Here is a 12,780-nt window from a genome sequence, read left to right on the forward strand (position 1 = left end):
CCCGGCGGGGGGGGGTTGCGTGGCTGCGGCCCCGGCGGGGGGGTCCTGGCGGGGGGGGGGGCCCCCCCCCCCCCCCCCCCGGCCGCGTGCTTACGCGCGCGGCTTCTCCCGCATCTCGAACGTCTCGATGACGTCGTCGATCCTGATGTCGTTGTAGCCGACACCGATACCGCACTCGAAGCCCTCGCGGACCTCGGTCGCGTCATCCTTGAAGCGACGCAGCGAGGAGACGGTCAGGTTGTCCGCGATGACGACGCCGTCGCGGATCACCCTGGCCTTGCTGTTGCGGACGATCAAGCCGGAGCGGACCAGCGAACCGGCGACGTTGCCGATCTTCGGCACCTTGAAGACCTCGCGGACTTCCGCCGTGCCCATCTGGACCTCTTCGAACTCGGGCTTGAGCATGCCCTTGAGCGCCGCCTCGATCTCCTCGATCGCCTGGTAGATGACCGAGTAGTAGCGGATGTCGACGCCCTCGCGCTCGGCCAGGTCGCGCGCCCGGGGCTCGGGCCGGACGTTGAAGCCGATGATGACCGCGTTGTCGTCGGCGACGGCCAGGTTGACGTCGTACTCGGTGATGGCGCCGACGGCGCGGTGCAGGACACGGAGCCTGACCTCGTCGCCAACATCGATCTTGAGCAGGGCGTCTTCCAGGGCCTCCACCGAGCCGGACACGTCACCCTTGATGATGAGCTTGAGCTCGTCGACGCGGCCCTTCTCGAGGTTGCTGAACAGCTCCTCGAGGGTCAGGCGGCGGCTCGACTTCGCCATGTCGGCGCTGCGCTTGCGCGCCGCGCGCTGCTGGGCGATCTGCCGGGCCATGCGGTCGTCGGTGACGACGATGAAGTTGTCACCGGCGCCCGGCACGGCCGTCAGACCCATCACCAGGACGGGACGGGACGGGGTGGCCTCTTCGACCAGGTCGCCGTTGTCGTCGAGCATCGCCCGGACGCGGCCGTAGGCCTCGCCACAGACGATCGAGTCGCCGACCCGCAGCGTGCCGCGCTGGACCAGGACGGTCGCGACAGGGCCGCGGCCCTTGTCGAGGTGCGCCTCGATCGCGATGCCCTGCGCGTCCATCGTCGGGTTGGCCCGCAGGTCGAGCTCGGCGTCCGCGGTGAGCAGGATCGCCTCGAGGAGGTTCTCGATGCCCGTGCCGTTCTTCGCCGAGATGTCGACGAACAGCGTCGAGCCGCCGTACTCCTCGGCCACCAGGCCGTACTCGGTGAGCTGGGCCCTGACCTTGCTGGGGTCGGCGCCCTCCTTGTCGACCTTGTTGACCGCGACCACGATCGGCACGTCGGCCGCCTGGGCGTGGTTGAGCGCCTCGATCGTCTGCGGCTTCACGCCGTCGTCGGCCGCGACCACCAGCACCGCGATGTCCGTGGACTTCGCGCCTCGGGCACGCATGGCGGTGAACGCCTCGTGACCCGGGGTGTCGATGAAGGTGACCTTGCGCTCTTCGCCCTCGTGCTCGGTGGCGACCTGGTAGGCGCCGATGTGCTGGGTGATGCCACCCGCCTCGCGCGCCACCACGTTGGTCTTGCGGATGGCGTCGAGCAGCTTCGTCTTACCGTGGTCGACGTGACCCATGACGGTCACGACCGGCGGACGCGCGGCCAGGTCGGCCTCGTCGCCCTCGTCCTCGCCGAACTCGATGTCGAAGGCCTCGAGAAGCTCGCGGTCCTCCTCCTCCGGGCTGACGACCTGGATGTTGTAGTCCAGCTCGGTGCCGAGGATCTGCAGCGTGTCCTCGCTCACCGACTGCGTCGCGGTCACCATCTCGCCGAGGTGCAGCATGATCTGCACGAGCGAGGCCGGGTTCGCGCCGATGCGGTCGGCGAAGTCGGACAGCGAAGCCCCGCGCGGCAGCCGGATGGTCGCGCCGTTGCCGCGCGCGACCTGCACGCCGCCGATCGACGGCGCCGACATGTTGTCGAACTCCTGGCGCCTCTGACGCTTGGACTTGCGGCCACGCGCCGGACGGCCACCGGGACGCCCGAAGGCACCGGCCGTGCCGCCACCGCGACCGCGGCCACCGCCACCGGGACGACCGGCGAAACCGCCGCCGCCACCGGGAGCGCCCGTGGTCGTGCCGGGACGGCCACCGCCGCCACCCGGACGGCCGGCGAAACCGCCGCCGCCACCAGGACGACCGCCACCGCCACCCGGACGGCCACCGCCGCCGCCGCCACCAGGACGACCGCCGGGACCACCGGGACGGCCACCGCCGCCTCCGCCCGGACCGGCAGGACGGCCCTGCGGCATCATCATCGGGTTGGGACGCGGACCACCGGGACGCGGACCACCCGCGCCGGGGCCCGGACGCGGACCGGCGGCGCCGGGCGGACCCGGACGCGGGCCCGGAGCAGGCCTGCCCTCGCCGCGGCTCTGCGGCGGGCGCGGCATCGCGCCGTCACGCGGCGGCCCGTCACGACGCTCACGCTGACCGGGGCCGCCCTCACGCGGGCCGCCCGGACGCGGCGGACGGGCCTGGCCCATGCCGCTGGCGTTGGACGAGAACGGGTTGTTGCCCGGACGGGGACCACGCGGGCCCGGCTTGGGACCGGGGCCGGGACGCGGACCGCCACCAGAGGAGCCGGCCGGTGCGCCGGGACGCGGTGCGCCCGGGGCTCCGCCACCGGAGGCGCCGGGACGCGGCGCGGGACCCGGCTTGGGGCCGGGACGGGCCGCCGGACCCGGACGCGGGCCCGGAGTCGGACGCGTGCCCGACTCGAAGCGGGCCTGCGGGGCGCCGGACGTCTCGCCACGCGCCGCCTCGGGCTGCTGCTGCTGCTGGTGAGGCATCGGAACCGGCGGGCGAGGCGTGCCGCCCGCGGGGGCCGAGGGGCCTGCGGGGCCCGGACGCGGACCGGGCCTGGGGCCCGGACCCGGACGCGGGGCCGTGGGGGCCGGCGCCTCGGCGGCGCCGTTGCCGGCCTGGCTCTCGGCCGGCCGGGGAGCAGCCCTTGGCGGCTGCGGCTTGGACGACGAACCGCCGCCCCTGGAGGACCCACCCTTGGATGCGCCCAACGCTTCGGTGAGCCGCCGGACCACCGGCGCCTCGATGGTGGAGGACGCCGAACGGACGAACTCCCCCATCTCCTGGAGCTTGGCCATGACGACCTTGCTCTCGACTCCGAACTCCTTAGCGAGCTCGTATACCCGGACCTTCGCCACTGCACTCCCTTACTCGGCCCGGGAGGCTGGCTGTGCCGTCCGGACCGTCGTTACCTTGACGTCTTCATCGCCGCGTGCTCATCAGGCGCTCATAGCAATCTGACTCCGCCCCATCAACTCGGCGTCCTACATGACATTTCGTGGTCCTCCCTGTCCAGGTGCGCTCGCACACGCGAGACGTCGAGCGGCCCCGGCACGCGGAACGCGCGCGGAAACGCTCGGCGACGCTCGGCAAGCTCCAGACAACTCATGGCCGGGTGCAGTGAAGCCCCCCGGCCAGAAAGCCGTCCTCGCAGGTCGGGGACCACATGGTCCTCGACCCGCACCAAGCGGAGCAGCTCGGACTTAGCCGTGCGAACCCTGCAACCCACACAGGTGCGCTGCGGGCCCGCCTGGCCACCATATTCCAGCTTACCGTGTCGACGCATCTACGGAACCGGCGGCATCCTCGGCCTGGGTGTCAGGACGGATGTCAATCCTCCATCCCGTGAGCCTGGCGGCAAGCCGGGCGTTCTGCCCCTCTTTGCCGATCGCCAGCGAAAGCTGGTAGTCAGGCACGGTCACCCGGGCCACTCGCCCCTCGAGGTCGAGAACCTCGACGTGGGAAACACGCGCGGGCGACAGGGCATTCCCGACGAACTCCCCGGGATCCTCCGACCAGTCGATGATGTCGATCTTCTCGCCGTGCAGCTCGGTCATCACGTTGCGCACCCGTGACCCCATGGGGCCGATGCAGGCGCCCTTGGCGTTGACGCCGGGCTTGCGCGACCTGACGGCGATCTTGGTGCGGTGCCCGGCCTCGCGGGCGACCGCGGCGATCTCCACGGTGCCGTCGGCGATCTCCGGCACCTCCAGCGCGAACAGCTTCTTGACCAGGCCCGGATGCGTGCGCGACAGCGTGACCGAGGGGCCCTTGTGGCCCTTCTTCACCTGCACCACGTAGGCGCGGATGCGCTCGCCGTGCACGTAGTCCTCGCCGGGCACCTGCTCGTTGTGCGGCAGCACGGCCTCGATCTTGCCGAGGTCGACCAGCACCACGCGCGGGTCCTTGCCCTGCTGGATCACACCCGAGACCAGCTCGCCCTCGCGGCTGGCGAACTCGCCGAAGTTGATCTCGTCCTCGGCGTCGCGCAGCTGCTGCAGGATGACCTGCTTGGCCGTCGTCGCCGCGATCCGGCTGAAGTTGCCCGGAGTGTCGTCGAACTCGCGGACGACCTCGCCGTCCTCGTCGAGCTCGGCCGCCCAGATCGTGACGTGCCCGCTCGTGCGGTCGAGCTCGGCGCGCGCCTTGGGCGCCGCGCCCTCCGTGCGGAAGTAGGCGATCAGCAGCGCGTCCTCGATGGCCTTGACGACCAGGTCGAAGGAGATGTCCTTCTCCCTCTCCAGGCTGCGCAGGACGCTCATGTCGATGTCCACGAGGCTCCCCCCTTAGCCCTCGTCGCCGTCATCGTCGACGTCCGCGTACGCGTCGTCCGCGTCGTCGTCGTCGAACCGGCGGAACTCCACCTGCACCCGTCCGCGGGCCAGGTCCTGATAGTCGAGCCGGCGGACGTCGCCGTCGACCACGAGGTCGACGGCGCTGTCGTCGGCGGAGCGCACTCTGCCCTCCACCACGGTCCCGTCACGCAGCTCCGCCTTCACCAGCCGTTTCGCGGCGCGCCTCCAGTGGCGCGGCTCGGTCAGCGGGCGGTCCACGCCCGGCGAGGAGACCTCCAGCGTGTAGGCCGACTGCCCCATCACGTCGGTGTCGTCCAGAGCCGCGGAGACGGCCTGGCTCACGTCGGCGATGTCGTCGAGGCTCACCCCTCCGTCGCGGTCGACGATCACGCGCAACAGGCGGCGCCTGCCCGCCTGTGTGACCGTGACGTCCTCCAGGTCGAGGCCCTCCGCGCTGACGACGGGCTCAAGGAGCTTCATCAGGTGGTCGCGGGGTGACGCGCTGCCCATATCGACCTCCCCTATTGTCATGTCTCAGCCGGGCGGACCTCGCCTCTGGCTCTCCGCCGCCTGGCCGCTCAGCCAGCGACGACAGTTGACACCCTATCTGTAGGAGGGCGTCCAAAGAGCGCCAGTCGGCGTGGACGCACCCCGCGCACGGCCGAGCGTACGAGCCGGGGGCGGCGGCACCGTCACGGGGACCCCGGAAGGGACGACCGGAGGGGCGGCGCGCTGCCCCGGCGACGACGGGCCGTGGGGCGTCGCTCGACGGCGGGCAGGGGCGCGACGAGGACGGACCGTGGGCGCCGCCCGGCACCAGGCAGGGGTGCGACGAGGACGGACCGTGGGCCCCGCTTGACGGCGGGCGGGGTCGCGAGCCCGTACGATGCTACGTGCGTCCGTAGTCCGGAGGGCTACTCGCGTCCCGTCCGCGGCGCGCAGGGCCGTTCAGGTCCCGTCCCGCCCGGCGGGCCCCTCACGTCCAGCCGCGGCCCATGAGGCTGCGTACGTCCGCGTTCTGGAGGTTCCTTCCCGTGGGCCCTTCCCTCTCCCGGCGAGCCGTGCTGGCGGGCGGAGCGGCCGCGGCGGCGCTCACGGGGTGCAGCGGCGGGCAGGACGGCACCGGGCCGGCGCAGCCGCCCGCCGAGCCGCCCGAGCTGGTCCTCGCGCGGGAGCTGATCGCCGACAAGGAACGCGTCATCGGCCTGTACGCCGTGCTGATCGGCAAGGGGGCGGACGAGCTGGCGCCGTTCCGCGACCGGCACCAGGCGCACCTTGCGGAGCTGCGCCGCCGCTTCCCGGCCGCGGCCTCCCCCGCGCCCGGCACCACACCGTCGCCGGGCGCCGCGTCACCGGGCGCCGCGTCACCGGGCGCCGCGTCACCGGGTGCCTCATCGCCTCCCACGGCGGGGGCGGCCAAGGTGTCGCTGTCGTCGCTGCGCGAGACGGAGCGCAAGGCGGCCGCCCAGCGCGCCCGCCGGCTGTCCGGGATCGCGCCCTCGATGGCGCAGCTCGTCGCCAGCATCGGCGCCTGCGAGGCGGCCCACGCCCTGGCCCTGCCGAGGTCCCTGTGAGCCTCGCCCCGTCCGCCGTGAAAACTCGGGAAACTTCGCGGTCGGATGCCCTCGCCCCAACCGCCGTGAACACTCGGGGGAATTCCCTGTCGGACGCCCTGGCCGAGGTTCCGGCGAGACGAGGAGGTCGTCGTGAGCGGTGACGCTGAGGGGCTCGGCAAGGCGCTGGCCGCCGAGCACGCCGCCGTCTTCGCGTACGGGCTGATCGGCGCGCGCACCAGCGGGACGCTGCGCTCCAAGGCCACGCGGGCCTTCGACGCGCACCGCGCCCGCCGCGACCAGTTGCGCACGCTCATCACCGCCCGGGGCGGGCGGCCCGCCGAGGCGGAGCCGTCCTACTCCCTGCCTCTCGTCCCGTCCACGCCGGCCGACGCCGTGCGGCTGGCCGTGCAGATCGAGACCGGCATGACGGCCGCCTACCTGGAGCTGGTCGCCAGCGACGACGCGGCGCTGCGCAAGTACGCGGCGCTGGCCATGCAGGAGGCGGTGGCACGCTCGTACGCGTTCCGACCGGCCATCGGGACGGCCTTCCCCGGCATGCCGGGCACCCCGTCCCCCGCGCCCTCGCCCGCCTCCCCACCCGCGTCACCGTCCACGCCCACGGGCGGTTGACGGGCCGCCGGCTCGCGAGCGTGGGGCCAGGCGGGAACGGCGTGGCCGTGTCCTCTCGCCGCACCCCAGAGGCCCCGCTCACCGCCTTGAAAGCTTCACGCCACACGCCTTGGGGCCGCCCGCCCCCCCTTGAGGCCCCTGGCCGCGCCCCTGAGGTCACCCCGCGCCCGACCTCTTCCCAGAACGCGCGGCGGCGCCGGAGCCGCGGAAGGCTCCGGCGCCGTGGTCAGGTCCCTGACGAGTGTCAGAGAGCCCGTGATCGGGCCGTATGGCGAGCCGAGGGGCTTCGTGGCTCACCGGTGCGGCCTCGTTGTCCGGAGGGACGCACGGTGGCGTACGGCCCCGCCGGTACGGCCCTCCGAAGGACCGGATGCCACACAGACCCCGCGAAGGGCCGGCCTACACGGGTCCCGGCGAAGGGCCGAGCGGCCCACACAGGCCCGCGGAGGGCCGAGCGGCCCGCACAGGCCCCGTGAGTGGCCACAACGGCCCGGGTGACGGGCCGGTGCGGTGGTGTGTCAGGCGCGGCAGGCGGCCGTGATGCGGTCGGCGGCCTCGGCGAGCGGGATCTCCGCCTTCTCGCCCGAGACGCGGTCGCGCAGCTCCACCACGCCCTGGGTGAGGCCACGGCCCACCACGACGATGGTCGGCATGCCCAGCAGCTCCGCGTCCTTGAACTTGACGCCGGGCGACACCCCGGCCCGGTCGTCGACGAGGACGCGCAGGCCGCGGGCCTCCAGCTCGGCGGCCAGCTCCAGGGCGGCCTCGATCTGGTTCTCCTTGCCGGTGCCGACGATGTGCACGTCGGCGGGCGCGACCTCGCGCGGCCACACCAGGCCGAGCCCGTCGTGGAGCTGCTCGGCCAGCACGGCGACCGCGCGGGAGACGCCGATGCCGTAGGAGCCCATGGTGACGCGGATGGGCTTGCCGTCGGGGCCGAGCGCGTCGAGCCCGGCGGCGTCGGCGTACTTGCGGCCGAGCTGGAAGATGTGGCCGATCTCGATGCCGCGGTCGATGGACAGCGCCGAGCCGCACCGGGGGCAGGCGTCGCCGGCGCGCACCTCGGCGGCCTCGATGGTGCCGTCGGGGACGAAGTCGCGGCCTGCCACGACGTGGGCGGCGTGCCGGCCGGGCTCGTTGGCGCCGGTCACCCAGGGCGTGCCGGTGGCGACGCGCGGGTCGACGAGGTAGCGGATGCCGAGTTCGCGCAGGACCTGCGGGCCGATGTAGCCGCGGACGAGGCCGGGGTGCTTGGCGAAGTCCTCGGCCTCGAAGATCGCCGGCTCGCCGGGGGCGAGCGACGCCTCCAGGCGCTTGAAGTCGACCTCGCGGTCGCCGGGCACGCCGATGACGAGGGTCTCGACCTTGTCGGAGCCGGGGGTGGTCACCTTGACGACGACGTTCTTGAGCGTGTCGGCGGCCGTGATGGACAGGCCGTGGTGCTCGTTGACGTAGTTGACCAGGGTCTCGATGGTCGGGGTGTCGGGGGTGTCGAGGACCTGCAGCGGCTCGTTGTCCTGGACCGGGCGGGCCGCGGGCGCCGTGGTGGTGACGGCCTCGGCGTTGGCGGCGTAGCCGCAGGAGTGGCAGGCGACGAAGGTGTCCTCGCCCGTGGGGGTGGGGGCCAGGAACTCCTCGGAGGCCGAGCCGCCCATCGCGCCCGACGTGGCGAACACGATCTTGTAGGTGATGCCGAGCCGGTCGAAGGTCCGGATGTAGGTCTCGCGGTGCTGCTCGTAGGAGTGCTTGAGGCCGTCGTCGTCCAGGTCGAAGGAGTAGGAGTCCTTCATGAGGAACTCGCGGCCGCGCAGGATGCCGGCGCGGGGGCGGGCCTCGTCGCGGTACTTGGTCTGGATCTGGTACAGCGTGACCGGGTAGTCCTTGTAGGAGCTGTACTCACTCTTCACCATGTCGGTGAAGAGCTCCTCGTGGGTGGGGCCGAGGAGGTAGTCGGCGCCCTTGCGGTCCTGCAGCCGGAACAGCAGGTCGCCGTACTCGGTCCAGCGGCCGGTGGACTCGTAGTACTCGCGGGGCAGCAGCGCGGGGAACAGGACCTCCTGGCCGCCCATCCGGTTCATCTCCTCGCGGACGATCCGGGCGACGTTCTCCAGGACCAGCTTGCCGAGGGGCAGCCACGAGTAGATGCCGGGCGCCACGCGGCGGACGTAGCCGGCGCGGACGAGGAGCTTGTGGCTCGGCACTTCCGCGTCTGCCGGGTCGTCCCGCAGGGTGCGAAGAAACAACGACGACATGCGCAGCGACACGGGTACTCCTTGCTCGGCCGGATGTGGAGGATTACAGGCTATCGACTCGGGGGAGGGGGCCGCTCAGCTTAATCGGCTCGTCCGTGCTTTTCAGAGGCCGATCCAGAACTGGCCCCAGAACGTGTTCGCGAGGGCGAGGGCCACCAGGCCCGAGAGGACCGCCGAGACCGCGAGCGCGCGCAGCCGTCCGGCGAGGGTCCGGCGCAGCGTGACCACCAGCGCGATGGACAGGCCGCCCACCACGATGGCGGTGACCGGCCAGAACGCCTCCTCGGTGGCGATGAAGCCGGGCGTGGAGCGGTCTATCACGTCGGCGAGCAGCGCCGCGCCGATGGCGCCCGCCGCGAGGTCGCCCCAGTGGTCCCTCCTTCGGGCCACGTAGCCGAGCAGGCCGAGGCCGACCAGCATGAACAGGATCCAGTTGAGCCCCGCCAGGCTGCCGCCGACGACGTCGAAGGTGAAGTCGCGGCCGTGGACGGCGCTCGCCCCCATGGCCGCGACCAGTGTGGACACGGCGGCGAGGAACGTGCTGAGCGCCGCCCAGCCGAATCCCTGCGCGGTCACGCCCAGCGCGATGGCCAGGGCCAGGTAGGCGTAGGGGTCGTAGAGGCGCCCGCACCAGGCGGGACCGCTTCCGGACACGAACATGCCGACGAGGCCGACGACCAGTCCCCCGATGAAGGCCGCCAGCACATGCCGCTCGATGCCGCGTTGCCGCCGGTCGTACTCGGCGAACTCGGCGTACTCGATCGCCGGTTTCTTCATGTTCATCCCCGGTCATACCTCCCCGGGACCTTCGGGAGGGATGACCTCCGTCGGGTCATGCGGATGCACAAAAAGCGCAAAGCTTCCCAGGCCGGGACAAGTCAAGCAATCGCTTGGTAGGCTCCGGGACGTGACGGTCACCGACGAGCTCCGCGACGTGGTCCGCTCCTATCTGACCGACCGGCCCGGCGCCTCCTGGGGGATGTTCGCCGGGGAACTGGGCGTCGCGGGGCTCGCCGTCCCGGAGGAGCACGGCGGAGCCGGGTGCGGGCCGGCCGAGGTCGCGGCCGTGGCCGAGGAGCTCGGGAGAACGCTGTCGCCGCATCCGTTCCTGCAGACGGCGGTGCTCGCCGTCGAGGCGGTCAAGGCCGGCGGCGACGCGGAGGCGATGGCCCGGCTGCTGCCCGTCCTGGCGGGCGGCGGGCGGAGCGCGACCGTGGCGCTGCCGGGCGACGGTGACCTGGTCCTGGAGAACGGGCTGCTGTCGGGCGTCGTGCCGTACGCGCCGGCGGGCGATCTGGTGCTCGCGTACGCGGGCGGACGGCTCGTGGAGGCGGAGCCGACGCGGCGCGTGCCGCACCGGACCATGGACGAGAGCCGGCCGCTGGAGGAGCTGACCTTCGAACGCGTCCCGGTACGGCCGGCGGGCGACGGCTCGGGCTGGACCCGGGTCCGCGACCTCGGCGTCGCGGCCCTGGCGGCCGAGCAGACGGGCGGGGCGGCGGCCTGCCTGGAGATGGCCACGGCCCACGCCGGGGCGCGCCACCAGTTCGGCCGGCCGATCGGCTCCTTCCAGGCGGTCAAGCACAAGCTCGCCGACCTGCTGCTGCTCGTGGAGTCGGCCCGGTCGGCGGCCCTCGGGGCGGCCGGCGCCGAGGCGGAGGACCTGGAGGAGGCGGCCGCGATCGCCGGCTCGTACTGCTCGGAGGCGTACCTGACGGCCGCCGGTGAGAACATCCAGATCCACGGCGGCATCGGCGTCACCTGGGAGCACCCGGCGCACCGCTACTTCAAGCGGGCCACCTCGGACGCGCAGTTGTTCGGCCCCCCGCAGGCGCACCGCGCGCGCCTGGCCGCCCGCGTGCTCGGATAGCGCCGCCGGGCGGCGCTACCGCTCGTCGGGGGCAGGCCGCTCAGCCGCCGAGGAGCTCCTCCCAGGGGTGGCGGGCGTTGGTCCGGCGCGTGGTGTCGAGCGCCTCGGCCAGCCGCCAGAAGCCGGGCCTGGCGCGTACGCGGTCGGTGCCCATGGGGTCGATGGCGTGCAGCTCGAAACGGACGCCCATGACGTCGAGCACGGCGGACGCCTCGCCGCCCGGGCCGGCGGCGGTGACGGCGCCCGGCACGACCAGTCGCGCGGCGAGCATGGCGGCCGCCTCGGAGGCGAACGGCCCGTCGCGCCATTCGAGGTGCCAGCTCTCGTCGGAGCCGCGCCACCAGGTGAGGTCGCGGCAGGACTCGATGAAGTCCGCCTCCGTCGCGAGGGCCGCCATGACCCGCCCCAGGGCCTCGTGGCGGCGCGCACCGGCGGAGGTGAGGTCGTCCTCGTCCTTGGTCCGCCGCAGCGCGTGCTTTCGCCTCACGAGCATCCACTTTGATCGCGACGGCGCCCTTCCCGCAAGGGTTTCCCGCTGATAGTCTCTACCAAGCGAGCGCTTGGTTTACTACTTTCGCCGGAGGCGCGATGACGTCCCTACGGATCAGCCTGGGGTATGAGCTGGAGGTCCGCGGGCGCTCCCGCGAGGTCGAGCAGCAGGCGTTCCAGAACGTGATCGAGCAGGTCGTGCTGGGCGACCGGCTGGGCTTCGACACCGCGTGGTTCGTGGAGCACCACTTCACCCGCGGCTTCTCCCACTCCTCCGCCCCCGACCTCGTGCTCGCCGCCGCCTCGCAGCGCACCGAGCGCATCCACCTCGGGCTCGGCGTCGTGCTGCTGCCGTTCCAGTCGCCCATCCGCACGGCCGAACGGGTCGCCACGCTGGACGTGATCAGCGGCGGGCGGGTGGAGTTCGGCACCGGCCGCGGCGCCTCCCCTCTGGAGTACCAGGCGTTCCAGCGGCCGTTCGAGAAGTCCCGCCAGATCTGGGAGGACTGCCTGGAGGCGACGCTGGCCATCTGGCGGGCCGACGGCGAGCCGGTCAGCCGCTCCAACGAGTTCTTCGAGATCCCCGACGTGGCCGTCTACCCGCGTCCCGCGCAGCGGCCGCACCCTCCTGTCTGGGTGGCCTCCACGTCGCTGGAGGGCTACCTCGCCGCGGCCCGGCACGGCTACAACCTGCTCGGCATGACCATGCTCAAGGGCATCGACGACGTGGCGGCCGACATCGCGCGCTACCGCGAGGCGCTGGAGGAGGCGGGCTTCGACCCGGCGACGCGGCGGGTGGCCCTGATGATCCCCTGGTTCGTGGGCCCCACCCGGGACGAGGCCGCCGCCACGGCCGCCGACGCCGTCCTGTGGTACATCCGCCGCCAGGTCAACCTGGTCACCCCGCCCGACTACTACGACGCGCGTCACGCCACCCACCGGGTGCTCGGCCAGCTCGCCGCCGGGATGCCCCCGGAGGAGGCGATGGCCACGTTACGGGAGCACCTGATGGTCGTGGTGGACGACGTGGAGGGGTCGCGCAAGGCGCTGGCCCGCATCGCCGAGGCGGGCGCCACGGACCTCATCCTCCAGTGCCAGGTCGGCGGCCTCGCCCACGACCACGTGTGCGCGTCCATGCGGCGGTTCATGGCCGAGGTGGCGTCATGACGGCCACCCCCGGCGCACCCCGGAGTGCGGGCGCGGGGCCGCACAGGTGGCTGACCCGCGACGACCTCGGCGCCGCGGCGGCCTCCGCGGGCGGGCTGCTCCAGGTCTCCCCCGACGTCTCCGGCGCGCGCTCGGCATGCTCACCGACGTCCAGGTGCACGACCAGAGGGTTACGAGCAGAACGGAGTGATCCCATGAC

General features: G+C 72.9%; 12 protein-coding genes. 5 read left to right on the forward strand and 7 right to left on the reverse strand.

From position 1 onward, the window contains the following. Positions 1-90: 90 nt before the first annotated feature. The 4 genes from infB to rimP all read right to left on the reverse strand — a co-directional run bounded on the left by infB (position 91) and on the right by rimP (position 5,127). On the reverse strand, positions 91-3,180 hold the full coding sequence (infB, locus tag AB0H81_RS39885; protein ID WP_358386126.1) for a translation initiation factor IF-2: 3,090 nt from the start codon (positions 3,178-3,180) through the stop codon (positions 91-93). A 113-nt stretch (positions 3,181-3,293) separates the two neighbouring features. Beyond that, positions 3,294-3,608 (reverse strand): YlxR family protein, encoded by a 315-nt coding sequence (locus AB0H81_RS39890; RefSeq protein WP_358386130.1) that lies wholly within the window; start codon positions 3,606-3,608, stop codon positions 3,294-3,296. Continuing rightward, positions 3,592-4,596, reverse strand: coding sequence for a transcription termination factor NusA (nusA, locus tag AB0H81_RS39895; RefSeq protein WP_358386133.1), 1,005 nt, complete (start codon positions 4,594-4,596; stop codon positions 3,592-3,594). The genes AB0H81_RS39890 and nusA overlap by 17 nt, the downstream gene beginning before the upstream one ends. Before the next feature lie 12 nt (positions 4,597-4,608). After that, positions 4,609-5,127, reverse strand: a complete 519-nt coding sequence (gene rimP, locus AB0H81_RS39900) for a ribosome maturation factor RimP (protein WP_358386136.1) — start codon at positions 5,125-5,127, stop codon at positions 4,609-4,611. Positions 5,128-5,651: 524 nt separating this feature from the next. Between rimP and AB0H81_RS39905 the strand changes: the two genes are divergently transcribed. Together AB0H81_RS39905 and AB0H81_RS39910 are read left to right on the forward strand one after the other, a co-directional pair. Beyond that, positions 5,652-6,191: a hypothetical protein gene (locus AB0H81_RS39905; RefSeq protein ID WP_358386138.1), complete on the forward strand. Its 540-nt coding sequence runs from the start codon at positions 5,652-5,654 to the stop codon at positions 6,189-6,191. Between the two features lie 132 nt (positions 6,192-6,323). Next, positions 6,324-6,803: a ferritin-like domain-containing protein gene (locus AB0H81_RS39910; RefSeq protein WP_358386141.1), complete on the forward strand. Its 480-nt coding sequence runs from the start codon at positions 6,324-6,326 to the stop codon at positions 6,801-6,803. A gap of 518 nt (positions 6,804-7,321) precedes the next feature. On the opposite strand, the gene AB0H81_RS39915 is transcribed toward AB0H81_RS39910, so the two are convergent. Both AB0H81_RS39915 and AB0H81_RS39920 read right to left on the reverse strand, forming a co-directional pair. Next, positions 7,322-9,067: a proline--tRNA ligase gene (locus AB0H81_RS39915; protein WP_358386143.1), complete on the reverse strand. Its 1,746-nt coding sequence runs from the start codon at positions 9,065-9,067 to the stop codon at positions 7,322-7,324. Positions 9,068-9,157: 90 nt separating this feature from the next. Continuing rightward, entirely contained in the window at positions 9,158-9,832 is a 675-nt protein-coding gene (locus tag AB0H81_RS39920; RefSeq protein WP_358386146.1) for a hypothetical protein, read from the reverse strand. 130 nt (positions 9,833-9,962) lie between these two features. Here AB0H81_RS39920 and AB0H81_RS39925 point away from each other — a divergent pair, with 130 nt between their 5' ends. Then, on the forward strand, positions 9,963-10,925 hold the full coding sequence (locus tag AB0H81_RS39925) for an acyl-CoA dehydrogenase family protein (protein WP_358386148.1): 963 nt from the start codon (positions 9,963-9,965) through the stop codon (positions 10,923-10,925). Positions 10,926-10,965: 40 nt separating this feature from the next. On the opposite strand, the gene AB0H81_RS39930 is transcribed toward AB0H81_RS39925, so the two are convergent. Next, on the reverse strand, positions 10,966-11,418 hold the full coding sequence (locus AB0H81_RS39930; protein ID WP_358386151.1) for a hypothetical protein: 453 nt from the start codon (positions 11,416-11,418) through the stop codon (positions 10,966-10,968). Between the two features lie 95 nt (positions 11,419-11,513). Here AB0H81_RS39930 and AB0H81_RS39935 point away from each other — a divergent pair, with 95 nt between their 5' ends. Then, positions 11,514-12,581, forward strand: coding sequence for an LLM class flavin-dependent oxidoreductase (locus AB0H81_RS39935; protein WP_358386154.1), 1,068 nt, complete (start codon positions 11,514-11,516; stop codon positions 12,579-12,581). Next, positions 12,578-12,780 (forward strand): hypothetical protein (locus AB0H81_RS39940; RefSeq protein ID WP_358386157.1); only part of this gene is annotated, 203 nt, incomplete at its 3' end. The genes AB0H81_RS39935 and AB0H81_RS39940, both read left to right, overlap by 4 nt.

The sequence above is a fragment of the Nonomuraea sp. NPDC050691 genome, assembly GCF_040654455.1.
Taxonomy (GTDB): Bacteria; Actinomycetota; Actinomycetes; order Streptosporangiales; family Streptosporangiaceae; genus Nonomuraea.

Bases quoted from the DNA above. Each gene is read 5' to 3' on its own strand.
- AB0H81_RS39890 (WP_358386130.1), bottom strand. From the start codon at position 3,608: ATGCGTCGACACGGTAAGCTGGAATATGGTGGCCAGGCGGGCCCGCAG.
- rimP (WP_358386136.1), bottom strand. From the start codon at position 5,127: ATGGGCAGCGCGTCACCCCGCGACCACCTGATGAAGCTCCTTGAGCCC.
- AB0H81_RS39920 (WP_358386146.1), bottom strand. From the start codon at position 9,832: ATGAAGAAACCGGCGATCGAGTACGCCGAGTTCGCCGAGTACGACCGG.
- AB0H81_RS39930 (WP_358386151.1), bottom strand. From the start codon at position 11,418: ATGCTCGTGAGGCGAAAGCACGCGCTGCGGCGGACCAAGGACGAGGAC.
- AB0H81_RS39935 (WP_358386154.1), top strand. From the start codon at position 11,514: ATGACGTCCCTACGGATCAGCCTGGGGTATGAGCTGGAGGTCCGCGGG.